Source organism: Thauera mechernichensis, assembly GCF_029588855.1.
Classification (GTDB): Bacteria; Pseudomonadota; Gammaproteobacteria; order Burkholderiales; family Rhodocyclaceae; genus Thauera; species Thauera mechernichensis.
Genome location: NZ_JARQZE010000001.1, coordinates 198,244 through 223,578 on the forward strand (window position 1 = coordinate 198,244; position 25,335 = coordinate 223,578).

20 protein-coding genes, 2 tRNA genes, 1 pseudogene and 1 riboswitch are annotated in these 25,335 nt (G+C 67.2%); of the genes and pseudogenes, 4 read left to right on the forward strand and 19 right to left on the reverse strand.

Annotation, left to right across the window (positions count from 1 at the left end):
* Positions 1–36: 36 nt before the first annotated feature.
* The 14 genes and pseudogenes from P7F68_RS01035 to bluB form a co-directional block, all read right to left on the reverse strand.
* A complete protein-coding gene (locus P7F68_RS01035; protein ID WP_277829935.1) occupies positions 37–1,785 on the reverse strand; it encodes a bifunctional protein-serine/threonine kinase/phosphatase in 1,749 nt (582 codons plus the stop codon).
* 36 nt (positions 1,786–1,821) lie between these two features.
* Entirely contained in the window at positions 1,822–3,036 is a 1,215-nt protein-coding gene (locus P7F68_RS01040) for a nitrate/nitrite transporter (protein WP_277829937.1), read from the reverse strand.
* Between the two features lie 276 nt (positions 3,037–3,312).
* Positions 3,313–4,542, reverse strand: a pseudogene (locus P7F68_RS01045) (NAD(P)/FAD-dependent oxidoreductase); the annotation flags it as partial.
* 13 nt (positions 4,543–4,555) lie between these two features.
* Positions 4,556–5,416, reverse strand: coding sequence for an ABC transporter ATP-binding protein (locus P7F68_RS01050; protein WP_002943013.1), 861 nt, complete (start codon positions 5,414–5,416; stop codon positions 4,556–4,558).
* Between the two features lie 7 nt (positions 5,417–5,423).
* The gene (gene ntrB / locus P7F68_RS01055) at positions 5,424–6,284 is read right to left on the reverse strand and encodes a nitrate ABC transporter permease (RefSeq protein ID WP_277829940.1); all 861 of its coding nucleotides are present in this window, start codon (positions 6,282–6,284) and stop codon (positions 5,424–5,426) included.
* A 51-nt stretch (positions 6,285–6,335) separates the two neighbouring features.
* Positions 6,336–7,643 (reverse strand): CmpA/NrtA family ABC transporter substrate-binding protein, encoded by a 1,308-nt coding sequence (locus tag P7F68_RS01060; protein WP_277829943.1) that lies wholly within the window; start codon positions 7,641–7,643, stop codon positions 6,336–6,338.
* A 349-nt stretch (positions 7,644–7,992) separates the two neighbouring features.
* Complete coding sequence (locus P7F68_RS01065) at positions 7,993–9,264, reverse strand: nitrate regulatory protein (protein ID WP_277829945.1); 1,272 nt, start codon at positions 9,262–9,264, stop codon at positions 7,993–7,995.
* 116 nt (positions 9,265–9,380) lie between these two features.
* A complete protein-coding gene (locus P7F68_RS01070) occupies positions 9,381–10,331 on the reverse strand; it encodes a dihydroorotate dehydrogenase (RefSeq protein WP_277829947.1) in 951 nt (316 codons plus the stop codon).
* 11 nt (positions 10,332–10,342) lie between these two features.
* Positions 10,343–11,572, reverse strand: coding sequence for a 3-phosphoserine/phosphohydroxythreonine transaminase (serC, locus tag P7F68_RS01075; RefSeq protein ID WP_277829949.1), 1,230 nt, complete (start codon positions 11,570–11,572; stop codon positions 10,343–10,345).
* Positions 11,550–12,059, reverse strand: coding sequence for a hypothetical protein (locus P7F68_RS01080; protein ID WP_277829951.1), 510 nt, complete (start codon positions 12,057–12,059; stop codon positions 11,550–11,552). Before P7F68_RS01080 ends, serC begins: the two co-directional genes overlap by 23 nt.
* A 101-nt stretch (positions 12,060–12,160) precedes the next feature.
* Positions 12,161–13,378: a pyrroloquinoline quinone biosynthesis protein PqqE gene (pqqE, locus tag P7F68_RS01085; protein ID WP_277829953.1), complete on the reverse strand. Its 1,218-nt coding sequence runs from the start codon at positions 13,376–13,378 to the stop codon at positions 12,161–12,163.
* Entirely contained in the window at positions 13,347–13,646 is a 300-nt protein-coding gene (gene pqqD, locus P7F68_RS01090) for a pyrroloquinoline quinone biosynthesis peptide chaperone PqqD (protein ID WP_277829956.1), read from the reverse strand. The genes pqqE and pqqD overlap by 32 nt, the downstream gene beginning before the upstream one ends.
* Positions 13,647–13,709: 63 nt before the next feature.
* The gene (gene pqqA, locus P7F68_RS19925) at positions 13,710–13,847 is read right to left on the reverse strand and encodes a pyrroloquinoline quinone precursor peptide PqqA (protein WP_198291826.1); all 138 of its coding nucleotides are present in this window, start codon (positions 13,845–13,847) and stop codon (positions 13,710–13,712) included.
* 117 nt (positions 13,848–13,964) lie between these two features.
* Positions 13,965–14,732, reverse strand: coding sequence for a 5,6-dimethylbenzimidazole synthase (bluB, locus tag P7F68_RS01095; RefSeq protein WP_002943020.1), 768 nt, complete (start codon positions 14,730–14,732; stop codon positions 13,965–13,967).
* Positions 14,733–14,781: 49 nt separating this feature from the next.
* Positions 14,782–14,974, reverse strand: a riboswitch (cobalamin riboswitch).
* Between the two features lie 436 nt (positions 14,975–15,410).
* Here bluB and nirB point away from each other — a divergent pair.
* Complete coding sequence (gene nirB, locus P7F68_RS01100) at positions 15,411–17,942, forward strand: nitrite reductase large subunit NirB (protein WP_277829962.1); 2,532 nt, start codon at positions 15,411–15,413, stop codon at positions 17,940–17,942.
* 20 nt (positions 17,943–17,962) lie between these two features.
* On the forward strand, positions 17,963–18,301 hold the full coding sequence (gene nirD / locus P7F68_RS01105) for a nitrite reductase small subunit NirD (protein ID WP_002943022.1): 339 nt from the start codon (positions 17,963–17,965) through the stop codon (positions 18,299–18,301).
* Positions 18,302–18,308: 7 nt separating this feature from the next.
* Here the strand turns inward: nirD and rlmB are convergent, their stop codons facing one another.
* Positions 18,309–19,061, reverse strand: coding sequence for a 23S rRNA (guanosine(2251)-2'-O)-methyltransferase RlmB (rlmB, locus tag P7F68_RS01110; RefSeq protein WP_277829964.1), 753 nt, complete (start codon positions 19,059–19,061; stop codon positions 18,309–18,311).
* A complete protein-coding gene (rnr, locus tag P7F68_RS01115; RefSeq protein ID WP_277829966.1) occupies positions 19,054–22,059 on the reverse strand; it encodes a ribonuclease R in 3,006 nt (1,001 codons plus the stop codon). Before rnr ends, rlmB begins: the two co-directional genes overlap by 8 nt.
* Before the next feature lie 102 nt (positions 22,060–22,161).
* Between rnr and P7F68_RS01120 the strand changes: the two genes are divergently transcribed.
* Positions 22,162–22,246, forward strand: a tRNA-Leu gene (locus tag P7F68_RS01120).
* A 180-nt stretch (positions 22,247–22,426) separates the two neighbouring features.
* Positions 22,427–22,511, forward strand: a tRNA-Leu gene (locus tag P7F68_RS01125).
* Positions 22,512–22,666: 155 nt separating this feature from the next.
* Here the strand turns inward: P7F68_RS01125 and P7F68_RS01130 are convergent.
* Genes P7F68_RS01130 through P7F68_RS01140 form a run of 3 tightly spaced genes read right to left on the reverse strand, consistent with a single transcriptional unit; the run spans position 22,667 to position 25,332 of the window.
* Complete coding sequence (locus P7F68_RS01130; protein ID WP_002944224.1) at positions 22,667–23,977, reverse strand: adenylosuccinate synthase; 1,311 nt, start codon at positions 23,975–23,977, stop codon at positions 22,667–22,669.
* Between the two features lie 4 nt (positions 23,978–23,981).
* Positions 23,982–25,139 (reverse strand): ATP phosphoribosyltransferase regulatory subunit, encoded by a 1,158-nt coding sequence (locus P7F68_RS01135; RefSeq protein ID WP_277829971.1) that lies wholly within the window; start codon positions 25,137–25,139, stop codon positions 23,982–23,984.
* Positions 25,140–25,146: 7 nt separating this feature from the next.
* The gene (locus P7F68_RS01140) at positions 25,147–25,332 is read right to left on the reverse strand and encodes a DUF2065 domain-containing protein (RefSeq protein WP_002924765.1); all 186 of its coding nucleotides are present in this window, start codon (positions 25,330–25,332) and stop codon (positions 25,147–25,149) included.
* Positions 25,333–25,335 lie beyond the last annotated feature (3 nt).

The following is a 25,335-nucleotide window of genomic DNA, read 5'->3' on the forward strand; positions in this document are numbered from 1 at the left end:
GCTGGCAGATCGGAAGTCATGATGGAGCCTTGTGTTCTAGTGGCGGCTGAGCAGGTACAGCAGCACGACGTTGAGTGCGAGCGATAGCGCGGCGACGATCTTCAGCGCCAGGCGCGGGTTGCGCTCGAGCAAGGGCACGCGGCGGCGGGTGGCAAGCGGACGGCTCGCACCGCGTTCGAGTGCGAGCAGAAACTCCTCGGCGGTCTCGAAGCGATCCTGCGCCTCGCGCGCGCAGGCCTTCAGCAAGACGCTCTCGAGCCACTCGGGTGTGTCGGGGCGGTAACGCGTCGGCGGCACCGGGGCAGCAAAGCGCGGGTGCTGGAAAGGCTCCACCTCACCGTAGGGGTACTTTCGCGTCAGCAGCTCGTAGAGCGTGACACCGCAGGCGTAGAGATCGGAAGACTCGCTTGCCTGAGCGCCGGCAAACAGTTCGGGCGCCATGTAGGACGGAGTGCCCGGGTTGTTGATCTCGGCCAGGTCCTCGGCGTCGGTCGCGGCCACACCGAGGTCGAGCAGGCGCAACTCGCCACTGCGGTCGATATGGACATTGTCGGGTTTGATATCGCGGTGCACGATGCCGAGCCGGTGCAGCACCGCCAACCTGCGCAGCAAGGCACGGCCGATGCCGACCAGTTCATGCGCCTCATAGCGGTGCCCACGGGCAAGGCTGGCCTTCAGCGTTTCGCCCTCATGCCAGCTCATCAGGTAGTACAGGTGCGCACGCGCATGGTCGCACACGCGCGGAAAGCCCTTGCCCGGGACACGGCGGGCCAGCCACTCCTCGCGCACCAGCGCGCTCACCGCCTCGTCGTCGTCCGCCTCCGGGCGCAGCGTCTTCAGTACCAGGGCCTCACCGCTGCTCAAGCGCGTGACCCGGTAGAGCAGCGTCACGCGCGATTCGTGCAGCACCTCTTCCACACGCAGGCCGTCGATCGCCTGCCCTGGCTTGAGCCGCGGCGGCAAGGGCAGGCGGTGACTGTCGGCGAGGCGGTCGCGCAGGTTGTCGGCAGGCAGCGCGTCGACATTGGCCACCAGCGCAGTGGCGTTGTCGGTGGCACCGCGGCGCAGCGCACCCTGGGCAAGCGCATCGGCAGCCCGTTGGGCATCCGGCTGCGCCTGCAGTACGGCGGCGATGCCGGCATCGCCGAGCGTGGTCCATACGCCATCTGTCGCCAGCACGAAGCGGTCGCCGGCAGCCAGCTCGCCATCGTCGTGGTCGACCAGCAGGCGTGCCTCCAGACCGATCGCACGGCGCAGCACGTTGTCGAACTCGGGGTGCGCCCAGGTGTGGTCCTCGGTCAGGCGCAGCAGTTCGCCCGCCCGCCAGCGGTAGGCGCGCGAATCGCCCACGTGGGCGACGTGATAACGCCGACCGCGCAGCACCACCGCCGTCAGCGTGGTTGCCATGCCGGCATACTCGCGCGCCTTCGCCGACTGACCGAGCAGCCAGCGATTGACCGCACCGAGCACGGTATCGACCGACTTGTCGACGCTCCAGGTCTGCGGCGTCGAAAAGTAGTCGGCGAGCAGGCTGCGCACCGTCTGCTCGGCGGCCTCGCGGCCGTGGGCATGACCGCCCACGCCGTCGGCCACGGCCAGCAGCATGCCCTTGGCCTCGAGCTCCTCGCCTTCGGGCGTGGCAGCGCCGACGAAATCCTCGTTGCGCGGGCGCGGCCCCTGCGCGCTGGCGTGGCCCAGGCTGACCCGCAGGGCGGACGCAGCACGTGCCGGCGGCGACACGCTGCCCGCCACGGCGGGTTGTGTGATTGCATTGAGCGTGTGCACGATGCCTCCGTTACGGATCTGGCGGACGGGCCGGGCTCAGATCTTTGCCGAGGTCAGGTGCGCTGCACCCCAGGTGGTGCGCCAGCGCGTCTTCACTGCAGTCAGGCCGATCAGTGCGAACACGGCAAGCGCGGCGAACACCAGGAAACCGATCTGGTAGCTGCCGGTGACCTGCTTCGAGTAGCCGAGGGATGACGCCAGGTAGAAGCCGCCGACACCGCCCGCCATTCCGACCAGGCCGGTCATGACGCCGATCTCGCGCCGGAAGCGCTGCGGCACGAGCTGGAACACCGCACCGTTGCCCATGCCCAGCGCCAGCATCGCACACACGAACACCACCAGCGCCATCCATGCCTCGGGCAGGCCGATGCTGACGATGGCAAGGAAGACCGCCGCAAACACGTACATCACGCTGAGCGACTTGACCCCGCCGATGCGATCCGCCACGTTGCCGCCAATCGGTCGCACCAGCGAACCGGCAAACACGCAGCCTGCGGTGAAGAAGCCCGCCATCTTCGGGTCCAGCCCATACTGGGTATTGAAGTAGATCACCAGCGAGGACGCGAGGCCGACAAAACCACCGAAAGTGACGGCATAGAAGAACATGAACCACCACGCATCCTTGTCCTTGAGCACCTTCAGGTACTCGGCGAAGGTCTTGGGCGGCGGCGCGTCCGGCGCGTCCTTGGCCATGAAGCAGAAGGCGACGAGCACGATCACAAGCGGGATCAGCGCAATGCCGAAGACGTTGTGCCAGCCGAAGGCCATCGCCAGGCCGGGGGCGAACAGCGCAGCAAAGGCGGTGCCGGAGTTGCCCGCCCCGGCGATGCCCATCGCCGTGCCCTGGTGCTCGGGCGGATACCAGCGCGAAGCCAGCGGCAGCGCGGCAGCAAACGATGCTCCGGCGACGCCGAGGAAGATGCCCAGCACCAGCACCTCGGCAAAGGAATGAACGCCTGCGACCCAGGCATAGGCAAGCGCGGCGATGACGATGATCTGGCCGATGATCGCCGCCTTCTTCGGCGACAGGCGATCAACCGCCACGCCCATGACGATGCGCAGCAGCGCCCCGGCCAGCACCGGCGTCGCCACCATCAGGCCCTTCTCGGAGTGGGACAAACCAAGGTCAGCCGAGATGCCCACCGCCAGCGGGCCAAGCAACACCCACACCATGAAGGCGAGGTCGAAGTACAGGAATGCGGCAATGAGGGTCGGCGTATGGCCGGCCTGCAGGAAGGACTTCTTATCCATTTCGGGCTCCAGAGTTCTTGATCACGCGCCGCTTTGGCGCAATAAACCCCAGCGCATGACTCCGTTGCCCGAAGGCCCGCCCTCGATGGCGGGCCAGACGCTGTTTCAAACACATAAAGCAAGCATCGTGCCAAATATAAAACAGATGCTTTTCAATAGCTTGACGGTTTCATTGACCACGGCTTGCGCACGACTTCGGGGCATCGCCAAGCGTCATCGCGCACAACAACGGTGCATTCGCCGCGGTCCGGGCTACGCCATAGCAGCGGCAACAGGACGTCCGAACAGCAGATGATCGCGGAACGCACTGACGTCCTCACCATCCTTCATGAGCTGGAAGTGCCAGGCGCCATCCGCCGTATCGCCATACAGCACCGAACCGACAATACGGTCGTTGCGAAGCACGACTCGCTTGTAGACACCCCCCTGGCGATCGCGCAGCACGATCTCCTCGGTCCCTTCGCCGCCGCTGAAGTCGCCCGCGGAGAACACATCGATACCGGTCACCTTGAGCTTGGTGGAGGTCACCGAGCCGGTGTAACGGCCGACACCCACATTGGCGAGGTGGCTGGCACACACCCGAGCCTGCTCGAACAGCGGTGCAACCAGGCCATAGGCCACGCCACGATGGGCGACACACTCGCCCACCGCGTAGATGCGCGGGTCGGTGACGGTCTGCAAGGTGTCCGACACGTGGATACCACGCACCGGACCGCTGCCGCAGTACAGGCCGGCAGCTTCGGCGAGCGCGACATTGGGGCGGATGCCGGCTGCGATCACGACCAGGTCGGCTGGGATCTCCGCCCCGTCGGCAAGGCGTAGCGCGCCGACACGCCCCCGCTCGCCGCCATCCTGGGCGGCAGGCAACAGCGCCTCGGTCTGGCATGCGAGCAGGAACTTCATGCCGCGGGCCTCGAGCTCGGCCTGGAGCATGTCGGCAGCGGCCTTGTCGAGTTGGCGCTCCATGATCCAGTCGCCCTTGTGCACGACGGTCACCGCCATGCCGCGCCGCATCAGGCCGTTGGCGGCCTCGAGGCCAAGCACGCCGGCACCGATCACCACCGCATGGCGGTAGCGGCCGGCCGCCGCGATCATCGCCTCGGTATCGGCGATGTCGCGGTAGCCGAGCACCCCCGGCAGCGCGCTGCCCGGAATCGGCGGAATGAAGGGCGTCGAGCCGGTGGCCAGCAGCAGGCGGTCGTAGCGCGCCTCGGTGCCGTCCTCGGCGACCACCTTGCGCCCGACGCGGTCGATCTTCACCACCCGCTTGCCCGCATGCAGCGTCACGCCCCGGTCGCGGTACCAGTCGAGGTCGTTGAGCATGATCTCGGGCAGGTCCATCTCACCTGCAAGCACCGGTGACAACAGGATGCGGTTGTAATTGCCCTGCGGCTCGGCGCCAAACACCGTGATGTCATAGAGCTCGGGGGCGAGCTTGAGCAACTCCTCGAGCGTGCGCACCCCGGCCATGCCGTTCCCAACCAGGACAAGCTTGATCTTCTCCATGGCCTTGCTCCGCTCAGGCCCGCAGGGCCGCCGCCTCGCGGGTGCCCGCCGCCCCGCGCGCACGGGCGTTGGCAATGGGCTCGACCTTGCGCTGCTTCTCGTAGAGGAAGCTCAGCACCTCGTGGCGGTAGTGGGTGTAGCGTGGATCATCGGCAAGCGCCAGGCGGTCGCGCGGGCGCGGCAGGTCGATGTCGAGCACCTGCCCGATGGTGGCCGAGGGGCCGTTGGTCATCATCACGATACGGTCGGACAGCAGCACCGCCTCGTCCACATCGTGGGTGATCATCATCACCGTGTTCTGCAGCTCGGACTGAATGCGCATGACTTCGTCCTGGAGGTGGGCACGGGTGAGGGCATCAAGCGCGCCGAAAGGTTCGTCCAGCAGCAGCACCTTGGGCTCCATCGCCAGCGCACGGGCAATGCCCACGCGCTGCTTCATGCCGCCGGAGATCTCCGCGGGCAGGCGGTCGAGCGCGTGGCTCATGCTCACCATGTCGAGGTTGTGCAGGATCCAGTCGCGCTGCTCGGCCGCGCTGCGCTTGCCCTTGAAGATCTTCTGCACCGCGATCTCGACGTTCTGATACACCGTCAGCCAGGGCAGCAGCGAGTGGTTCTGGAACACCAGGGCGCGGTCCGGCCCCGGCGAGTTGACCTCGCGGCCATCGACGATGACGCCGCCCGAGGTGGCGCGCAGCAGGCCGGCGACGATGTTGAGCACGGTCGACTTGCCGCAGCCGGAATGGCCGATCAGCGAAATGTATTCGCCGCGCTGGACGTCGAGATTGACGTCCCGGAGGACAGGGTTGGTGACGCCGCCACGGCTGAAGTCCATGTCGACGCGGGAGATGCTGAGATAGGGCTGGCTCATGATCATAGGCTCCTTAAGCGGGACTGGTGCCACGGGTGACGCGCTTGCCGACCCAGGCGACCATGCGGTCGAGCAGGAAGCCGACGATGCCGACATAGACGAGGGCGAGGATGATGTCGCTGACCAGCGACGAGTTCCACGCATCCCAGATGAAGAAGCCGATGCCCACGCCGCCGATCAGCATCTCGGCGGCGATGATCGCCAGCCAGGACAGGCCGACCCCGATGCGCAGCCCGGAAAAGATGTAGGGCGCGGCCGCCGGCAGCATGATCTTCCAGAAGTACTCGACGCCATTGAGGCGGATGACGCGGGCGACGTTGCGGTAGTCCTCGGGGATGTTCCTGATGCCCACCGAGGTGTTGATGATGATCGGCCAGATCGCGGTGATGAAGATCACGAAGATGGCCGACGGGTTGCTGTCCTGGAAGCCGGCCAGCGAGATCGGCAGCCAGGCCAGCGGCGGCACCGTGCGCAGCACCTGGAACAGCGGATCGAGCCCGCGCAGCGCCCAGGTCGATTGCCCCACCAGCACGCCAAGACTCACCCCGGCCACCACCGCCAGCAGGTAGCCATAGGCCACGCGCTCGAGGCTGGCGAGGATCTGCCAGGCCAGGCCGACATCATTGCCGCCGTTGTCGAAAAAGGGCTGGGTGATGAGTTCCCAGGTCTCGTTGACCACCTGGCTGGGTGCAGGCAGCGCCGCGCCGGGACGCGAGCACAGCAGCTCCCACACCGCGCACAGCAGGCCGATGACGACCAGCGGTGGCAGGACGTGGTTCATGAAGTGGCTGTAGGCCGCACCGGCGCGCACGCGCAGCATGGAGGGCGGCGCGCTGGCCTGCGCCGGGGCGGCGATGGAATGGGTGTTGTCCATGACGGGCTCCTGTGGATGTCAGGCCTGTGTCCAGGCCCGGTCGGTTCGGTCTCAGCTGCGCACGGTCTTGATGGCGAGGCTGTCGAGGTAGGCCATCGGGTTCTCGGGGTCGAACACCTTGCCGTCGAAGAAGGTTTCCAGCCCGCGCGAGGTCGATGCCGGAATGTCGCTCGCCGCCACGCCCAGCTCCTGCGCGGCCTGGCGCCACAGGTCCTCGCGGTTCACCTTGCCCACCCAGGCCTTCATGTCGAAGTCGCGCGGCAGGTAGCCCCAGCGGATGTTCTCGGTGAGGAACCACAGGTCGTGGCTCTGGAAGGGGTAGGAGGCCTGGTCCTTCCAGTAACGCATCTGCTGCGGGCTGTTCTCGACCACGCGACCGGTGCCGTAATCGAAGTCGCCGCGCATGCGGTCGACGATGTCCTCGAAGGGGGCGTTGATCCAGCGCCGCTTGGCACAGATGCGCGCCACTTCCTCACGGTTGGCCGGGTCTTCGCAGAACATCTGCGCCTCCATCACCGCCTTGATCAGCGCCTTGGTCGAGTTCGGATGTGCGTCGACATAATCGGCGCGCATGGCGAAGGCCTTCTCGGGGTGGTTGTGCCACAACTCGCCGGTGGTGTTGGCGGTGTAGCCGATGCCCTGGTTGATGAGCTGGCGGTTCCACGGCTCGCACACGCAGAAGGTGTCCATGCTGCCGACCTTCATGTTGGCCACCATCTGCGCCGGCGGCACGACGATGGTCGAGATGTCGCGCGTGGGGTCGATGCCGCCGGCGGCCAGCCAGTAGCGGATCCACATGTCGTGGGTGCCGCCGGGGAAGGTCATCGCCGCATTGACCGCCTTGCCGCTGGCGCGCTTGGCGGCGAGCGCGTCCTTGAACACGGTGGTGTCGGTGCCGACCTTGAGATCCTTGTACTCGTTGCCCACCGAGATGCACTGCCCGGCCAGGTTCAGGCGGGCAAGGATGTACATCGGCACCTGCACGTTGTTGGCCGTCATCGCCCCGCTGCTGATCAGGTAGGGCATGGGGGTGAGGATGTGGGCGCCGTCGATGCCGTTGCGCTGCGAGCCCAGCACCAGGTTGTCGCGCGTGGTGCCCCAGGACGACTGCTTGAGCACCTCGACCTCGGTCATGCCGTGCTTGGCGAAGAAGCCCTTCTCGTCGGCGACGAAGAGCGGCGCGGCGTCGGTGAGCGCGATGAAGCCGAGCTTGGCCTTCTTTGTCTCGAGCGCGCCCCCCGCAGCCCGCGCCGTACCTGTCCACAGTCCGCCCATCATCGCTGCGCCGCCGAGCGCCATGGCACCGCGGATGAAGTGACGACGACTGACCGCTGCCTGCTTGATTGTCTTGCTGCCCATGATCGACTCCTGACTATGAACCACTGAAAGCAACAAGGCGCCCATCCCTGCCCAATTGGTATTGGCAATGGATGGACGCCTTTGTCCGGGATGCGACAGCCGCCGGGCTGCGCCTTGAGTCTCGAACCGCCTTTGGTTTCGCCTCGATCAAGCTATTGCAGGACTCGTGCCAGCTCTGGAATAAGGCCCCTATCTTTTTTAAATCATGGACTTGAAGCAAGACTAATGGAGTGCCGAGTCATACATCCACGCACTGCTGCAGTGCAACAGATGGACATGGCGCACAGCCGCAGTGCGTTGCGCACCACGAGTACCCCCGCAGGCCGGACGCCTTACGCAACACGCAGGTTCAGCTACGCGGCGGAAGCAGGTCGGACATCGCCAGCACGGCCTGGGCCACATCCACCAGACGCCGCCCCTGGTTCATCGCGGTCCGGCGCAGCAGGCGATAGGCCTCATCCTCGGCCAGGCCCTGGTGCCGCATCAGCTCCCCCTTGGCGCGCTCGATGAGCTTGCGCTCGTCGAGCGCAGTGCGTACCGCAGCCAGCTCGTCGTTCATCGCTTGCAGACGCTGCGCCTGCGCATGCAAGGCATCTACAATCGAACGCCGCAGGCGCGGCCCGAGGGCCTCCACCCCATCCTCCGTGGGCAGCACACCGCTCGGCGACACCGGCTCGGGCTGTGCTGCGAGTGCGCGCAACAGGCTTTGCGGATCGTCCGGATCGGCCTGCAAGGCGGCGATGCGCTGCAGGCAGGCGGCGCGCAAGCCCTGCGCAAGCGCCGCCTCGGTGTCACGAATCAGCTCCAGGCGCTGCGAGCAGCAGGCGAACCAGGCCTGTGCCTGCGCGGGATCGAGCATCGCGCCCTGGGCGGCAGCCAGCAACCTGCGCCGCATGCGTTCGAGTTCGCCCATCGGCATCGCGGCCTTGGCCTGAGCCCAGGTGCCGAGCAGTTCAGTCGGACAGAAGGCCTCGAAGCGCTCGAGGCAGGCCTCCTGGGCATCGATCAGGTGGAGCAGGTCCTGGCCGCCAGCGGCCGCCGTGCTCGCAGCCGCCGCACCCGCCGCGAACGCCGCGGCGCCGGCCGCACGCTCCTGACCTGCATGCTCCTTGCCTTGCATGAGGTTGAACAGCGCCACCAGCAAGCGTGACACTGCCGGATCGGCCGCGACATCGGCCGCCTCGAACACGAGCGCCAGCAAGGCTGCAACCATGCGGTTGAAACGCAGCGTGGCATCTGCGGCCTTGCAGCGCCGGGCAGCGACCTCTGCACGCAGTTCGGCCAAGCCGTCGAGCGCATGCAGCGCCACCGCAATCCGCGTGAACAGCCTTGCACCACCGGGCACTGCCACGATGGGCGCATCCTGTCCGCCCTCGACCTGAGCGAGCCAGCTGCGCAGTGCGGCCTCTGCTTGGGCGCTGAGGGCAACGCAGGCTTCGCGCTGGGAGACGAACACCTCGCCACCGGAAGCCAGGAACAGGTTGGAAGCGCCACGCTCGCCCTGCAGCCGATGCACGAGTTCGCTCACGGCCTGGACGAGGTCGCAACTGCGGGCAAGGTGTTCGAGGTCGTGGATCTCGCACTGTCGGGCAGCGGCGAGGAAGGCAAGCGTCGAGTTCATGAGCGGTTCCAGCAAAGGGCTGTTGGCAGGCCAGAAGGCGGAGAGACTACAAGCAACAACCGTGCAATGCACGCGTCACGCCCGGCCATACCCGCACGCGACAGCCGCCGCCGACCTCAGCCTTGCGCGCAAGACCCCGTACAGGCGCCCTGCCAACGCCCCCGCCGCACACCCAGCCCGGCGATGCCCAGGCTCAGGGACAGCGCACGTCGCGGCGCAGCGATCAGGGCGCGATGCACCTGCACCAGGTCGGCTCCCGCAGCCAGACGCGCAGCCGCCTCGCGCACAGAGCCGATACCCCCCACGCTGATCAGGGCCGTGCGCTCGCCCACTTCCGCAGCGACCCTGGCGATGCGAAGCGCCGCTGGCATCGAATCCCCTTCAGCCGACAGCAGAAGGCCATCCGCACCCGCGTCGATCAATTGGTGTGCCCAGCGCACGCCCCCCGCAGCAGCCAGCCAGGGCGCAGGCAGCTTGGCCACGAGGGCGAGGCGGATGGGACGCGCCAGGCGGTCGCGCACCTCGGCCAGTGCAGCCAGCAACTCGACGCACTGGGCTGGGGTGGCGCCACTGCGCCCCGGGTTCAGCACGACATAGTCGGCCGTGGCATGGCAGGCTGCAAAAAGGGCTTGCAGCCGTTCCAGCGCGCACCCTCCGCGCCTGGTGTCGCCCCTCCCTTCAAGACGCGGTACGAGCAGACTCAGACCATGCAGGCAGACACCCATCCGGCCGCCGCCTGCTGCCACATGCCGGCGCGCCGCAGCCACCCGCACACGGGGCGACGGACAGGCTGACGATGTCCGCAGGCTCCCCGTTTCGACGGCGCCCAGACCGAGTCGCGACGCATTCTCCAGCAGCACGCCATGGCGGTCGAAGCCGGCCGCGAGCAGCAGCGGCGAACCGAACCGCAACCCCATCACCTCGACCACGGACGCAGTCATGCCTCGGCCATGCACGACGCCGTCGGCGCGCGCAACCAACTCGGCCGACTCAACCCCATGACGCGCCAGCCGCAGTAGCGACCAGCGTGTGCGCAAAGCGCGTGGACTCAGGGCCGGAAGCGTCATCCACGCGTCACTCAAGGTGCCTGGTGGCACCGGCCAGCCTCGCTGCAGGCGAAGCCGCTCAGCAGGCCTGCGAGCGCCGCCACCGCGTCGTCGGCGAGTCCGTTATAGAGGCTCAGGCGTACACCGCCGCGTTCGGGATGGCCACCCAGGTCGTGCAAATCCGTCGCGTCCGCAGCCGCGAAGAAGCGCCGGGCGGTCTCCTCGTCGGGCAGCTGGAAGCAGGGATTGACCTGCGAGCGCCAGGCGCTGGGCGCGCTCCAGCGATAGAGACCGACATCCTCACCGGCGGCCATGGCCGCGGTCACCAAGGCATGGCGGTGCGCGAGCCGGACCGCCATGGCCGCCACGCCGCCGGCCGCCTCGATCCAGTGCAACATGCGGTGGGCGACGAAGACCGGCAGCACCGGCGGCGTACACAGGCGGGACTCCGCCTCGGCCTGGGCGCCGTAGTCCATGACCCGCGGCGTACCTGCTCGGGCATGTCCGAGCAGGGAACGGCGGATGATCACCAGGGTGAGCCCCGGTGTGCCGATCGTCTTCTGCGTTCCTGCATAGCCGACGTCGAGCCGCTGCCAGTCGATCGCGCGGGTGAGCAGTTCGGACGTGAGATCGGCCACCAGCGGCGCCTGCGTAACCGGGAGCCGGGCGAACTGCAGGCCGTCGGCAGTCTCGTTGGGCGTGACATGGACGTAGGCGGGGCGGTAGCCAACCGCGTCCTCCAGAACGGACATGCCGACACGCGCCTGCGCAGCTGCAGTCTCAGGCACGCCACCGCACCCCCACGCCGCCGTCAGCGCCGCCAACGCGCACACATGCACCGGGCAGTGGCGCCGCGCCTCGGCAATGGCCCGCCGCGACCAGTGCCCACTGTCGATATAGACTGCCCGCGCTCCAGTGTCTGCGCCGTACAGGTTCATGGGCACCAGGGCGAACTGCGTGCTCGCACCGCCCGCCATGAACAGGACCACGAACTCATCCGGGATCGCCAGCAGCCGGCGCAGGCATGCTTCGGTCTCGGCCTGCAGGCTGCGATAGGCCGATGTGGTGAAGGGCAGGCTCAGGATCGATCCCGGCCCCGGCCGGCAGGCCTCGGCCACCTCGTCCGCAACCGCCGTGGGCAGCGATCCCGCCGCCGCGGAAAAGCTGAACCCGGGCCGCGTACGCCAGGCCGCAAGGCCGGTGGGGACGCGCCCGGACGCTGATGTCGACAGCTGCGGGTCAGGAGAAGAGCGCGATCCCATGCGTTCCAGCCCCCATCAGGAAGACCACCGGGATCGACAGCATGGTGTTGACCCGTGCCGACAGGAAGGTGACGCGGGAGCAGCGCAAGCGCTCGTCCAGCGGCGCGGGGACGAAGCCGAGTACGCGCTTCTGGTGCGGCCACAAGACGAACCACAGGTTGCACACCATGATCACCCCCAGCCAGACGCCCAGCCCGAGCGGCGCCAGGCTGCCCTGCAGGCTGAGTGCATCGAACAACCAGCCGCGCTCCCACAGGATCGCCAGGCCGGTTCCCAGCACCACCAGCGAGCCATGGCGGAAGGTGCCGTGCTCGCGCTGCATGAGCGCACGCTGGCGCGGGCTGTCCGGGTCGGACAGGTCGGCGGCGGTGAGCGGGACGTAGCGCGCGCGCGTGACCGCGGTGGCGTAGTTGTGTCCGACCCACACCAGTGCGCCAAGCACATGCAGCCAGCGCGCCACCGTCTCGAACAGGATCTCCATCGTCATCCGCCTAGCCCGACACGCGCAGCAGTAGCGTCAGCACTGCAGTGAGCACGACGCCATACGCCACCGTCACCACCGAGGAGTCAAACACACGCAGCAGCAGGTCAGACATCGGACGGCTCCACGACGGCAACGGCAAGGTCCGCGCGCCCGGCAGCGCCACAACCTCCGCCCGTGCCGCCGCCTTCGCCGAGCAGGCGCGAGTTGCGATCGTTGCGCAGCACGAGCGGCTGGATCCTGCGCCCGGGTGCGTGCGCCTTGGCGATCGCCTCGGCAATCAGGTGGTGGTGCGGCGAGCGCGAACAGGCGGGGTCGGTGTTTGCTGCGTCGCCGGTGAGCAGGAAGGCCTGGCAGCGGCAGCCGCCGAAGTCCTTCTCCTTCTCGTCGCAGCTGCGGCAGGTCGTGCTCATCCACTCGTCGCCGCGAAATTTCCGGAAGGTCGGCGACTCGTTCCACAGCCACGCCAGGCTCTTGTCGCGGATGCTGGGAAATTCCAGCCCCTCGATGACGCGCGCCTCCTGGCAGGGCATGGCAACACCGTCGGGCGCAATGGTGAGGTGGATCGAGCCCCAGCCGTTCATGCACGCCTTGGGGCGGCCCTCGTAATAGTCGGGGATGACGAAGTAGATCGTCATGCGGTCGCCAAGACGTTCGCGCGCGGCCTGGACCGCACGTTCGGCGGCCTGCAGTTGCTCGCGCGTCGGCAGCAGTTCGTCGCGATTGACCATCGCCCAGTTGTAGTACTGGATGTTGGCAAACTCGAGGTAATCGACGCCGATTTCCTCGGCCAGGCGCAGGATGTCCTCAACCTGGCCGATGTTCTGGCGGAACACCGGCACATTGAGCACCATCGGGAAGCCATGCGCCTTGATCATGTGCGCGACCTTCACCTTGAGGTCGTGCGCCCGCGCACCAACCAGGGTGTCGGTGAGTTCGCGCTCGCTCGACTGCAGCGAAAGCTGGATCTGGTTGAGGCCGGCGGCCTTGAGCGCGCTGAGGCGCGCCTCGCTCAGGCCGACACCCGAGGTGATCAGGTTGGTGTAGTAGCCCAGTGCGCGCGCATCGGCGACCAGTTCCTCGAGGTCGTCGCGCAGCAGGGGCTCGCCACCGGTAAAACCGAGCTGCAGCGCGCCCAGTTCGCGGCCTTCGCGCAGCACGCGCTTCCACTCGGCGGTGGACAGCTCTGCGGTCTCGTCGCGGGCGTAATCGACCGGATTGCTGCACCACGGACACTTCAGCGGACAGCGGTAGGTGAGCTCGAGCACCAGCCACAGGGGCTTGCCCTGCCCATCAAGCCTGACGACGGATCCATCCTTTGGCACGGAACACCTCCAGGAATTTGTAGACGCCCTCGGCCACGCGTTCCTCGTCGCCCGGGTAGCGCTGCTGCAGCTCGGCGACGACTTCGGCGACGGTGTGTTTGCCGTCGCAGCGCTCGATGATGTCGCCGGCGGTCTGGTTGAGCTTGACGATGCCTTCCGGGTAGAGCAGGACATGGGCGTCCTGAGTGGGCTCCCAGCGGAAGAGATACATCGGGTTGAGCGCGTAGCGCTCGCCCGCGGCAGGCGGGCTGACGGCTGAGTCGTTCATGCGGGCATCCGCTCCGGGCAGGCGCCGGCCGGCCGCCCGCAGGCAGGCCGGGCGGCCGGACTTTCAGCGTACGTAGACGTAGGCGGTGACTTCGAAGCCGAGACGGATGTCGCAATAAGCGGGGTCGGTCCACTGCATGATGTGTCTCCTCTTGAATGATGGTGGCTGAACCGGCTTGTTTGCCGGCTCAGGGGCCATCATCCCGGTGACAGCAGCCGGCGGGATCCGCAGGATCGCGACCCCGCCATCGACGCGATCACCAGCGCGAACTGGCGAATATCATGATTCTTCCGCCACTGGCGCCGGTTTTGATGCAGATCAACGCAGAATCGGCACGACCTGGTCAATCGCCTCGACCAAGCGCTCACCCGCGGCATCTGCCCTGCCCTGCCAGCCATCGAAATGCAGCAGTTCGGGCAAGGGCACGCGCCTGAGCCAGCCGGCCGCCTCCAGTTCGGGGCGGGCATGGAAGTCGCGGACGTAGCCGATGCACAGGTAGGCGATGGGCACGATCTCGGGCGGAATGCCGAGTGCCTCACGCAGCGCCGGCGGGTGCAGGATGCTCACCCAGCCTACGCCGAGGTTCTCGGCCCGTGCCGCGAGCCACAGGTTCTGCACTGCACACACGGCGCTGTAGACGTCCATGGCGCCGATGTGGGTGCGGCCGATCACCACCGGGCCGTGACGGCTGCGATCGCAGGTGATGCAGATATTGACCGGCGACTCGAGGATGCCCTCGAGCTTGAGATTGCGGTAGGTGGCGCGCTTGCCCTCCTCGAACATCTGCTCGGCCTCGGCATGGGCGGCGAGGAAATCGGCATGGATCTTCGCGCGCACCGCGCGCGCGCGCACGACGATGAAATCCCACGGCTGCATGAAGCCCACCGAGGGCGCGTGATGGGCGGCCGTGAGCACGCGCGCCAGCACATCGTCCGGGATCGGGTCAGGGAGGAACTCGCCGCGTACGTCACGGCGGGTGTGGATGGCGCGATACACCGCGTCGCGCTCGGCGCTGCTGAACCGAGGGTTGGCCTGGAAACGGGTGTCCTGCGGCGGTGCGCAATGCACCTGGGTCTGGCTGCTCATGAAGTAGTCCCCTTGTCGACGAGCAGTGGGCAGCCGCCGACCAGACGGCTGCAGGAAACACTTCGAGGCCGGTCTTCCGGCTGCGGATCATCTCGTCCGGACGCCTTCCCGATCCTGACGACCAGTGGCTGGGCGAACCTTGCCCGGACAATCCCCTTCACGGCGCTGGGCGCGCGGCGGATTGGCACCGCCTTCCCGATTCTCCCGCGCAAAGCGCGGGCACCTCGAAGTCGAGAGGGCCAGATTCTAGCCACATGCCCGCCATCTCGCGACACCTGTGCGCTGGCTCGTGCCGCGGTATTGAGCCTGCCCCTTCACTCCACCCTTCACTCCCCCCTTCGCCGCCCGGCACGGTGCACCAGCTTGGTGACAGGCGCACCAACACAGTGCGCCCGGCGCATCTGCCATCGCGGCAGATCCAGTCAATCCGGGGCTTTCAAGGCGTTGAAGTGCATGGCACGGTCCGTGCTTAATGCAAACCAGCCCAGCACGCAAGGATGCGAACAGGGCTTGCCTCCGCCAACGCAGGTGGGGGCCGGCGGATACGAATACGTATGTCGTCGGCCATTTCCATCCGATGTCGAACCGCGTCCCGCGGAGGCCGTCATGCTTGAGCCGGACTCACCCCGTGCCCAGGTATCGCCAGGCCCAACGCGGGGCCGAATGAGTGATACCAGCATGAAGATCGTTCTCGTTGGCCATGGCATGGTCGGCCACAAGTTCCTCGAGGAACTCCGGCAACTGCAGATCCCCGGTGCGGAAGTCACCGTACTGTGCGAGGAGCCGCGGGTCGCCTACGACCGTGTGCACCTCTCCGAATTCTTCGCCGGCAAGACGGCGGAAGACCTCTCGCTGGTCGCCCCCGGCTTCTTCGCCGAGGCAGGCTTCACGCTTCGGCTGGGCAGCCGCGCGGCGGCGATCGACCGCCGCGCACGCACGGTGACGACGCAGGACGGCGTCACCCTGCCCTACGACAAGCTGGTGCTGGCCACGGGGTCCTATCCCTTCGTGCCACCGGTCAAGGGCAGCGAGCGCGACCAGTGCTTCGTCTATCGCACCATCGAGGACCTCGAGGCGATGAAGGCGGCTGGCGCGATCTCGCGCAAGGGCGTCGTGGTGGGCGGCGGCCTGCTCGGCCTGGAGTGCGCCAAGGCGCTGCGCGACCTCGGCCTCGAGACCCACGTCGTCGAATTCGCGCCCCGCCTGATGGCGGTGCAGGTGGACGACGAAGGCGGCCGCATCCTGCGCAACAAGATCGAGGCCCTGGGCGTGCAGGTGCACACCGAGCGCAACACGGTCGAGATCACCGACGGCCGCAGCGCCCGCCACCGCATGGTGTTTGCCGACGGTACCCACCTGGAGACCGACATGATCGTGTTCTCCGCCGGCATCCGTCCGCGCGACGAGCTCGCGCGCCAGAACGCACTGGCCGTCGGCGCCCGTGGCGGCATCGCGATCGACGACCACTGCCGCACCAGCGATGCGGCGATCCTCGCCATCGGCGAGTGCGCGGCCTGGCGCGACCAGACCTTCGGCCTGGTGGCCCCGGGCTACGAGATGGCGCGCATCGCCGCCCGCCAGCTGGCAGGTGACGCCCAGGCCGCCTTCGGCGGTGCGGACATGAGCACCAAGCTCAAGCTGATGGGCGTGGATGTGGCCAGCATCGGCGACGCCCACGGCAGGACGCCGGGCTGCCGCAGCTTCCGTTACGCCGACGAATGCAAGCAGGTCTACAAGAAGATCGTCGTCAGCGCCGACGGCAAGCACCTGCTCGGCGCAGTGCTGGTCGGCAACGCCGACGAGTACGGCACCTTGCTGCAGATGGCACTGAACAGCATCGCGCTGCCGGCCGACCCCGAGTTTCTGATCCTGCCCGCCAGCGACGGCAAGGCCAAACCCGGTCTCGGCGCCGACGCCCTGCCCGACAGCGCGCAGATCTGCTCCTGCAACAACGTGAGCAAGGGCCAGATCTGCGCGGCGGTCGGCGAAGGCGCAACCACCATCGGCGAGATCAAGGCCTGCACCAAGGCCGGCGCCACCTGTGGTGGCTGCGTGCCACTGGTCACCCAGGTCATGAAGGCCGAGATGGCCCGCCTCGGCCTGTCGGTGAACAACCACCTGTGCGAGCACTTCCCCTACTCGCGCCAGGAGCTCTACCACCTGATCCGCGTCGGCGAAATCAGGAGTTTCGAGGACCTGCTCGCGCGCCACGGCCAGGGCCTGGGCTGCGACATCTGCAAACCGACGGCGGCGTCGATCTTCGCCTCGTGCTGGAACGACTTCGTGCTCAAGGGCGAGCTTGCCAGCCTGCAGGACAGCAACGACTACTTCCTCGGCAACATCCAGAAGGACGGTACCTATTCGGTGGTGCCGCGCATGCCCGGTGGCGAGGTCACGCCGGAGGGGCTGATCGCAGTCGGCCAGGTGGCGAAGAAGTACGGCCTGTACACCAAGATCACCGGCGGCCAGCGGGTGGATCTGTTCGGCGCCCGCGTCGAGCAGCTGCCGGCGATCTGGGAAGAACTGATCGCCGCCGGCTTCGAGTCCGGCCATGCCTACGGCAAGTCGCTGCGCACGGTGAAAAGCTGCGTCGGCAGCACCTGGTGCCGCTACGGCGTGGATGACTCCGTGGGGCTGGCGATCGAACTGGAGAACCGCTACAAGGGACTGCGCGCACCGCACAAGATCAAGTTCGGCGTCTCGGGCTGCACGCGCGAATGCGCCGAGGCCCAGGGCAAGGACGTCGGCATCATCGCCACCGAGCGCGGCTGGAACCTCTACGTGTGCGGCAACGGCGGCATGAAGCCGCGCCATGCCGAGCTGATCGCCTCCGACCTCGACAAGGCCGCCCTGGTGCGCCTGATCGACCGCTTCCTGATGTTCTACGTGCGCACGGCCGACCGCCTGCAGCGCACCAGTACCTGGCGCGACAACCTGGAGGGTGGCCTCGACTACCTGAAGGCCGTACTGATCGACGACTCGCTGGGCATCGGCGACGAGCTCGAGCGCCAGATGCAGCACGTGGTCGACACCTACCAGTGCGAATGGAAGACGGCGATCACCGACCCGGCTGTTCGCAAGCGCTTCCGCACCTTCGTCAACGATCCGCGTGCCGATCAGCGCATCGTCTTCGTCGAGGAGCGCGGACAGATCCGCCCGGCGCGCGCCGAGGAACGCCCCGCAATCGAGAACGCCGAGGTGGAAGCATGAGCCCCGCGAGGACAGCCCCCATGAGCAGCGAAGAACTGAACTGGACCGCCGTGTGCAAGCTCGGCGACATCCTGCCCGGCACCGGCGTGTGCGCGCTCGTCGATGAGCGCCACGTCGCCGTTTTCCGCATCGGCGACAGCGGCGTCCATGCCATCGACAACATCGACCCACGCTCGGGCGCGAGCGTGCTGTCGCGCGGCCTGGTCGGCAACCTCGGCGAGCACATCGTCGTCGCCTCGCCGCTGTACAAGAACCACTTCGACCTGCGCACCGGCGAATGCCTGGAGGCCCCCGAGCACTCGGTGCGCGCGCACCACGTCAGGGTGCGCGGCGACGAGGTGTGGGTCGCGCTCGCCTGACGCGGCCTCAGCCGCGCTGGCGGCGGGCCTCGAACAGACAGATGCCGCTCGCCACCGAGACGTTCAGGCTCTCGACGCTGCCATGCATCGGGATGCGCGCGAGCTCGTCGCAGGTGTCGCGGGTGAGCCGGCGCAGGCCGTCGCCTTCGGCGCCGAGCACCCAGGCGACCGGCACCTTCTGGTCGATGTCGTAGAGCGTCTTGTCGGCCTCGCCGGCGGCACCGACCACCCACACGCCGGCCTCCTGCATCTCGCGCAGGGCACGCGCGAGGTTGGTGACGGTGATGTAGGGAACGGTGTCGGCCGCACCGCTGGCGACCTTGACCGCGGTGGCGTTCAGCCCCACCGCGCGATCCTTGGGCGCCACCACCGCATGCGCCCCGGCAGCATCGGCCACGCGCAGGCAGGCGCCGAGGTTATGCGGGTCCTGCACACCGTCGAGCACCAGGATGAGCGCGTTCTCCTCCAGGCTGTCGAGCACGTCGGCGAGCTTGATGTCGCGCCGGGTGGCGTCCACCTTGGCCACCACGCCCTGGTGGCGGCGGGTGCCGACCAGGCCGTCGAGCTTGTCGCCCTCGGCCTGGCTGATGCGCACGCCGGCGGCCTCGGCCTGGGCAAGGAACTTACGCACACGCGCATCCTTGCGGTCGGCCGACAGATAGACCTCGAGCACCGCATCGGGCGCGTGGCGCAGCTTGGCGGAGACGGCGTGGAAGCCGTAGATCAGCTTGGTGGGGGTGTTCTCAGGTGCTTTAGCCACGGTCGGTGCCCTTGGTGGTGGTCTTGCGGGCGGCACGTCGCGCCGGGGCCGCAGTCGGGGGCGCGGATTCTAACGCTTCGGCTGCAGGCGCGGCAGCGGGTTCGGCGACCGCCTTCTTCGCGCGCGTCTTGCGCGGCTTCGGTGCGACGGGCTCCGGACTTGCAGGCGCGGCCACGGGGGCGGCGGCCGGCTCGGCGGCGGCCTTACTTGCCCGTGACTTGCGGGGCGCGGGCGCGACGACCGCCGCCACGGTGACAGGCGCTTCGACAATCGGAGTGACGGCCGTCTTCTTCGCACGCGCGCTGCGGGGCTTGGGTTCGCCGGCCGGAGGCACGGCTGCGGCCTCGGGCACCTGCTCGGGCTCCGGGCGGGGAGCCACCTTCTTTGCGCGCGTGGTACGCGACTTTGGCGCAGCCGGATCGGTCACCGCAGGTTGCGCTTCACCGACCTGCACGGGCGCAGCCTCGACAACTGGTTCGGTGGCGGGTTTCTTGGCACGCTTGCTGCGGACCTTGGGTTCGACGGTCTCCGCAGCCACGACCGACATCTCGATGGCAGGCGCAGACGCCGCCTCGCCCTTCTTCGCGCGCGGCTTGCGCACCCTCTTTCCTGCCTCACCGCCGACCGCGACGGGCACGACATCGGCGGGCGTGACAGGCGTCTTCACCTCGACCGGCAGCGGGCCTTCGATGAGGCGGAAGTCGATCTTGTTGGTCGCCATGTCGACCCGCACGAGCTGCACCTTGACCCGGTCCGAGAGGCGGAACTGCTTGCCGGAGCGCTCACCCATCAGGGCGTGGCGCATCTCGTCGTAGTGGAAGTAGTCGCTGCCCAGGTCGGAGATGTGCAGCAGGCCCTCGATGAAGATGTCGTCGAGGGCGACGAAGAGGCCAAAGGGCACGACTGCCGACACGCTGCCGGTGAACTCTTCGCCGACGCGATCCTGCATGAAGTAGCACTTGAGGAAGGCGACGACATCGCGGGTGGCATCGTCGGCGCGACGCTCGGTCATCGAGCAGTGCAGGCCGATCTGTTCCCAGTCTCCGGGGCGGTATTGCTCGCCCGCCAGCGCGGCCTTGATGCCGCGGTGGATCAGCAGGTCGGGATAACGCCGGATCGGCGAGGTGAAGTGGGTGTAGGACTCATAGGCGAGACCGAAGTGGCCGACGTTGTCGGGGCTGTACATCGCCTGCTTGAGCGAGCGCAGCATCACGGTCTGCAACAACTGGGCGTCGGGTCGGTCCTTGACCTGCTCAAGCAGCTTGGCGAAGTCGCTCGCGCGCGGCTCTTCGCCGCCGCCCAGGCCGAGGCCGAACTCCTTCAGGAACTCGCGCAGCTTGGCAAGCTTGTCCTCGGAGGGCGAGTCGTGCACCCGGTACAGCGCCGGGTGCTCACGGCTGGCGAGGAAGTCGGACGCACACACGTTGGCAGCGAGCATGCACTCCTCGATCAGGCGGTGGGCATCGTTGCGCACCTCGGGCACGATCTGGGCGATCTTGCCGTTGTCGTCGAAGATCATCCGCGTCTCGGTGGTCTCGAAGTCGATCGCGCCGCGCTTGGCGCGCGCCTTGAGCAGCACACGGAAGAGCGTGTCGAGGTTCTCGAGATGGGGCAGCAGCGCGGCCAGCTCGGCGCGCACCGCCGGGTCCTTGTCGTACAGGGCGGCGGCGACCTTGTTGTAGGTCAGGCGCGCGTGCGACCAGATCACCGCGCGATAGAAGCGGTAGTTCTTGATTTCGCCAGTGGCCGAGATGTTCATGTCGGCCACCATGGCCAGGCGCTCGACCTGCGGGTTGAGCGAGCACAGGCCGTTGGAGAGCTTCTCCGGCAGCATCGGGATGACGCGACGCGGGAAGTACACCGAATTGCCGCGGTCGAAGGCGTCCTTGTCGAGTGCGCTGGCGGCATCGACGTAGTGCGAGACGTCGGCAATGGCGACGATCAGGCGATAGCCCTTGCCTTGGCGCTCGCAGTAAACCGCGTCGTCAAAGTCCTTGGCGGTCTCGCCGTCGATGGTGACCAGCGGCAGCTTGGTGAGGTCCTCGCGCCCGGCCCAGTCCTTCTTGCGCACCACATCAGGCAGCTTGCGCGTCTGCGCCTTGGCCTCGGACGAGAACTCGAAGGGCAGGTCGTGCTTGCGCAGCGCGATCTCGATCTCCATCCCCGGATCGGCGTAGTTGCCAAGGACCTCGACGATGCGGCCGATCGGCTGTGCGAACTTCGTGGGCTGCTCGACCAGTTCGACGGTGACGATCTGCCCGGCCTCGGGCTTCTTGCGCCCACCCGGCGCAACCAGGATGTCCTGCGCCAGGCGGCGGTTCTCGGGCACGACGATCATCACGCCATGCTCGTTGATGACACGGCCCACCACGCGCTTGTTGGCACGCTCGAGCACCTCGACCAGCTTGCCCTCGGGCCGGCCACGACGATCCTGGCCGGCAATGCGTACGATGACGCGGTCGCCGTGCAGCAGCTCGCGCATTTCCTTGGGACCGAGGAAGATGTCCGGCTCACCGTCGTCACGACGCAGGAAACCGAAGCCGTCGGGATGGCCCTCCACACGGCCCTTGATAAGGTCCACCTTGGATGGCAGCAGGTAGGCATCGCGGCGGTTGCGGATGATCTGGCCATCGCGCTCCATCGCACGCAGGCGACGGTCAAAGAAGTCGAGCTCGTGAGGCGCGACATCAAGTGCGGCGACGAGATCGGCAAAGGACAGTGGCACGCCTCGCTCGGCCAGTACCTGCAGCACGTACTCACGGCTGGGCAGCGGATGCTCGTATTGCGCCAGCTCTCGGGCGTAGAAGGGGTCGGCCTGCCTGACCGCACTTGCGTTCACGGCGGCGGCCTTGCGTGCCGCACGGCTGCGCCCCGGCCCCTTGACGGGGCTGCCCGCCCCAGCGGGGTCGTGGCGGGGCGCTGCAGCCGGTTCCGTACCCTGCCGGGGCGCTTTCGTCGCCACCTTCGTCTTGCTTGATGCAGCACTGGCTCTGGACATCCCGCTCTGCGGAACAGCCTTGGCTGTCTTCTTCTTTTCGGTCTTTTTCGTTTTACGAGTCATTGACAATCTTCTTTTCATGCTTATAATGCGCGTCTTCTTGCCCAGATGGCGGAATTGGTAGACGCACTAGTTTCAGGTACTAGCGCCGCGAGGCGTGGAGGTTCGAGTCCTCTTCTGGGCACCAGTTTCACAGGAAAGCCGCTCTTCGGAGCGGCTTTTTTGTTTTTGCCGTCCGCGCAGCTCGCGATGACACGGCGCAACGAAAGACAGAGGACACGCCCGAGAGCCCAACGCTTGCCGCAAGGAGACTGCAGGTGTTTTGCGTTTGCCTTGCCGCGAACTGTTTGCTATTATGCGCCTCCCTGCCCAGATGGCGGAATTGGTAGACGCACTAGTTTCAGGTACTAGCGCTGCGAGGCGTGGAGGTTCGAGTCCTCTTCTGGGCACCAGTTGCAGGGAAAAGCCGGCTGACAGCCGGCTTTTTTCGTTCACGGCACCAGCACCGCCTGCTCGGAACATCGCCCCGTCGCGCACCAGAACAGTACGTGCAGCCAGGATGCCGGCAGGACGGCGCAGCTCGCCCCCCTGCCGGGTAGCGCAGAAATCAGGCGCCAAACGGATGACGGCGCAAGATGGTTTCGTCGCGCTCGGGGCCGGTCGAGATCACATCGATCGGGATCTCGCAGATCTCCTCGATGCGGTGCAGATAGGCACGCGCCTCCTGCGGCAGCGCATCCCAGCTCTGCGCACCGAAGGTCGTTCCGCTCCACCCCTTCATGGTCTCGTAGATGGGCTCGCAGCGCGTCACCTCTTCCGAGCCCATCGGCAGCAGGTCGATGCGCTTGCCGTCGAGCATGTAGCCGGTGCACAGCTTGAGTTCCTCGAGGCCATCCAGGACGTCGAGCTTGGTGATGCACAAGCCAGTGACGCCATTGATGATGATCGAGCGCTTGAGTGCGGCAAGATCCAGCCAGCCACAACGGCGCTTGCGGCCCGTGACGGTACCGAACTCACGCCCCTTGGTCGACATCTGCTCGCCGGGCACGCCCTTGGTCTCGATGTCGAGCTCGGTCGGGAACGGGCCGCCGCCAACGCGGGTGCAGTAGGCCTTGGTGATGCCGAGCACGTAATGCAGGCGGCTGGGGCCCACACCCGAGCCTGCCGCAGCCTGGCCGGCCACGCAGTTGCTCGAGGTCACGAAGGGATAGGTGCCGTGGTCGATGTCGAGCAGCGTGCCTTGCGCGCCCTCGAACAGCAGCGAACCACCCGACTTGTTGATCGCGTAAAGCTCGGCCGACACATCGGCCACCATCGGCAACAGCTCCTCGGCATCCGCCATGGCCTGGTCGTACACCGGCTGGAAGTCCACCGCCTCTGCACCGAGGTGCTGGGTGAGGACGAAGTTGTGGTATTCGAGGTTGGCCTTGAGCTTGGCCGCGAAACGCTCACGGTCGAACAGGTCGTACACCCGCAGCGCGCGGCGAGCGACCTTGTCCTCGTAGGTCGGGCCGATACCCTTTCCGGTGGTCCCGATCTTGTCGCCGGCGGACTTGGCCGCCTCGCGCGCGCGATCGAGCGCGCTGTGGTAACCCAGGATCAGCGGGCAGCCCGGGCTGATGCGCAGGCGCTCACGAACCTTGATGCCACCCGCCTCGAGCGTACGGATCTCGGACAGCAGATGATGCGCGTCGAGCACCACGCCATTGCCGATGAAACAGGCAACGCCTTCCCGTACGATGCCCGAGGGCACCAGATTGAGCTTGTACTCGTTCTGACCGATCACCAGCGTGTGACCCGCATTGTGACCACCCTGGAAGCGGACCACGCCCTTGGCGTGATCGGTCAGCCAGTCAACGATCTTGCCCTTGCCTTCATCACCCCACTGGGTGCCGACGACGACGACGTTCTTTGCCATTTTCTTACTCTCCCTGTAACGGCACGACCGCCCAGCGATCGTCCCGCTTCACCAGTTGCCGGTCGCAGCCGGCCTCTTTCCATGTTCCTTCATGCCCAGGCAAGGCGCTCATGACGATCTCGCCACGCGCGCGCAAGTGCGCGATTGCCTCCGCCAGCCCGGCATCGCCTTCCAACGGCGCAAGCACACCGCCGGCCATCGCCGACGCAGCCGGCAGCCGCCACACCAGTTCGCGCAGGTCAAGACTGAAGCCGGTCGCTGGCCGCGCGCGACCAAAGGCCTCGCCCACGCGGTCGTAGCGCCCGCCGAGCGCGAGCGCCGCCGGCGAATCCGCACCGTATGCGGCAAAGACGACACCGCTGTGATAGTGATAGCCGCGCAGGTCGCCGAGATCGAAGCTGATCGGCAGGTCGGCAAGCGCGTCGGCCAGTTGCTGAAGTTCGCCGAGCAAGGCGCCGATACCCGCATCCTGCGGCAGGCGCGCACGCGCCTCGGCAAGCACCTCGGGGCCACCGTAAAGCGCTGGCAGGGCCAGCAGCGCCCCGCGCACCGGCTCGGCAACGTCGGCAAGCATGTTCTGCAGCTCGGGCACATCCTTGGCCTGCAGCAGATCGAAGAGCTCTTCCTCCCGCCCGGGCACCAGGCCCGCACGCGACGCCAGCGCGTGGAAGATGCCCACGTGACCGATGTCGATACGCGAGGCGGGCACCTCGGCCAGGCGCAGCACCTCAGCCAGCAGGCGCAGGATCTCGACATCGGCCTCGATCCCGGCGTGGCCGTAGAGTTCGGCACCGAGTTGCAGCGGCTCGCGCGTGGCGGTGAGCGTGGACGGCAGGGTGTGCAGCACGCTGCCGCAATAGCACAGGCGCGAAACGCCCTGGCGGTTGAGCAGATGCGCGTCGATGCGCGTGACCTGCGGCGTCATGTCGGCACGCACGCCCATCGTCCGCCCGGAGAGCTGGTCGACGAGCTTGAAGGTGCGCAGCTTGAGATCCTGCCCGGCCCCCGTGGTCAACGAATCCAGATACTCGAGCAGCGGCGGCATGACCAGCTGATAGCCGCGCACGCGGAAAGCGTCGAGCAGCCTGCGACGCAAGGTCTCGAGCTGGTGTGCGTCGGACGGCAGGGCGTCCTGGATGTGGTCGGGGAGTACCCAGCGCATGTGCGTGTCAGAGGAAGATGAATAGCAGGATCACCCCGACCAGCATGGAGGTCAGCCCGATGAAGCGGATCTGACCGTCGCCCATGCTGGCGAGACGCAAAAAAGTTTCGCGCCAGGCGGCTGGCGCGATGAACGGAAGGATGCCTTCGATGATGAGCATCAGCGCGAAGGCGATCAATAGCGAGCTACCCATGCG

Excerpts from the sequence above, each read along its gene's own strand:
- P7F68_RS01040 (WP_277829937.1), bottom strand. The coding sequence starts at position 3,036 with ATGGATAAGAAGTCCTTCCTGCAGGCCGGCCATACGCCGACCCTCATT.
- P7F68_RS01050 (WP_002943013.1), bottom strand. The coding sequence starts at position 5,416 with ATGATCATGAGCCAGCCCTATCTCAGCATCTCCCGCGTCGACATGGAC.
- ntrB (WP_277829940.1), bottom strand. The coding sequence starts at position 6,284 with ATGGACAACACCCATTCCATCGCCGCCCCGGCGCAGGCCAGCGCGCCG.
- P7F68_RS01060 (WP_277829943.1), bottom strand. The coding sequence starts at position 7,643 with ATGGGCAGCAAGACAATCAAGCAGGCAGCGGTCAGTCGTCGTCACTTC.
- P7F68_RS01065 (WP_277829945.1), bottom strand. The coding sequence starts at position 9,264 with ATGAACTCGACGCTTGCCTTCCTCGCCGCTGCCCGACAGTGCGAGATC.
- P7F68_RS01070 (WP_277829947.1), bottom strand. The coding sequence starts at position 10,331 with ATGACGCTTCCGGCCCTGAGTCCACGCGCTTTGCGCACACGCTGGTCG.
- serC (WP_277829949.1), bottom strand. The coding sequence starts at position 11,572 with ATGGGATCGCGCTCTTCTCCTGACCCGCAGCTGTCGACATCAGCGTCC.
- P7F68_RS01080 (WP_277829951.1), bottom strand. The coding sequence starts at position 12,059 with ATGACGATGGAGATCCTGTTCGAGACGGTGGCGCGCTGGCTGCATGTG.
- pqqD (WP_277829956.1), bottom strand. The coding sequence starts at position 13,646 with ATGAACGACTCAGCCGTCAGCCCGCCTGCCGCGGGCGAGCGCTACGCG.
- pqqA (WP_198291826.1), bottom strand. The coding sequence starts at position 13,847 with ATGATGGCCCCTGAGCCGGCAAACAAGCCGGTTCAGCCACCATCATTC.
- bluB (WP_002943020.1), bottom strand. The coding sequence starts at position 14,732 with ATGAGCAGCCAGACCCAGGTGCATTGCGCACCGCCGCAGGACACCCGT.
- nirB (WP_277829962.1), top strand. The coding sequence starts at position 15,411 with ATGAAGATCGTTCTCGTTGGCCATGGCATGGTCGGCCACAAGTTCCTC.
- nirD (WP_002943022.1), top strand. The coding sequence starts at position 17,963 with ATGAGCAGCGAAGAACTGAACTGGACCGCCGTGTGCAAGCTCGGCGAC.
- rnr (WP_277829966.1), bottom strand. The coding sequence starts at position 22,059 with ATGTCCAGAGCCAGTGCTGCATCAAGCAAGACGAAGGTGGCGACGAAA.
- P7F68_RS01130 (WP_002944224.1), bottom strand. The coding sequence starts at position 23,977 with ATGGCAAAGAACGTCGTCGTCGTCGGCACCCAGTGGGGTGATGAAGGC.
- P7F68_RS01135 (WP_277829971.1), bottom strand. The coding sequence starts at position 25,139 with ATGCGCTGGGTACTCCCCGACCACATCCAGGACGCCCTGCCGTCCGAC.
- P7F68_RS01140 (WP_002924765.1), bottom strand. The coding sequence starts at position 25,332 with ATGGGTAGCTCGCTATTGATCGCCTTCGCGCTGATGCTCATCATCGAA.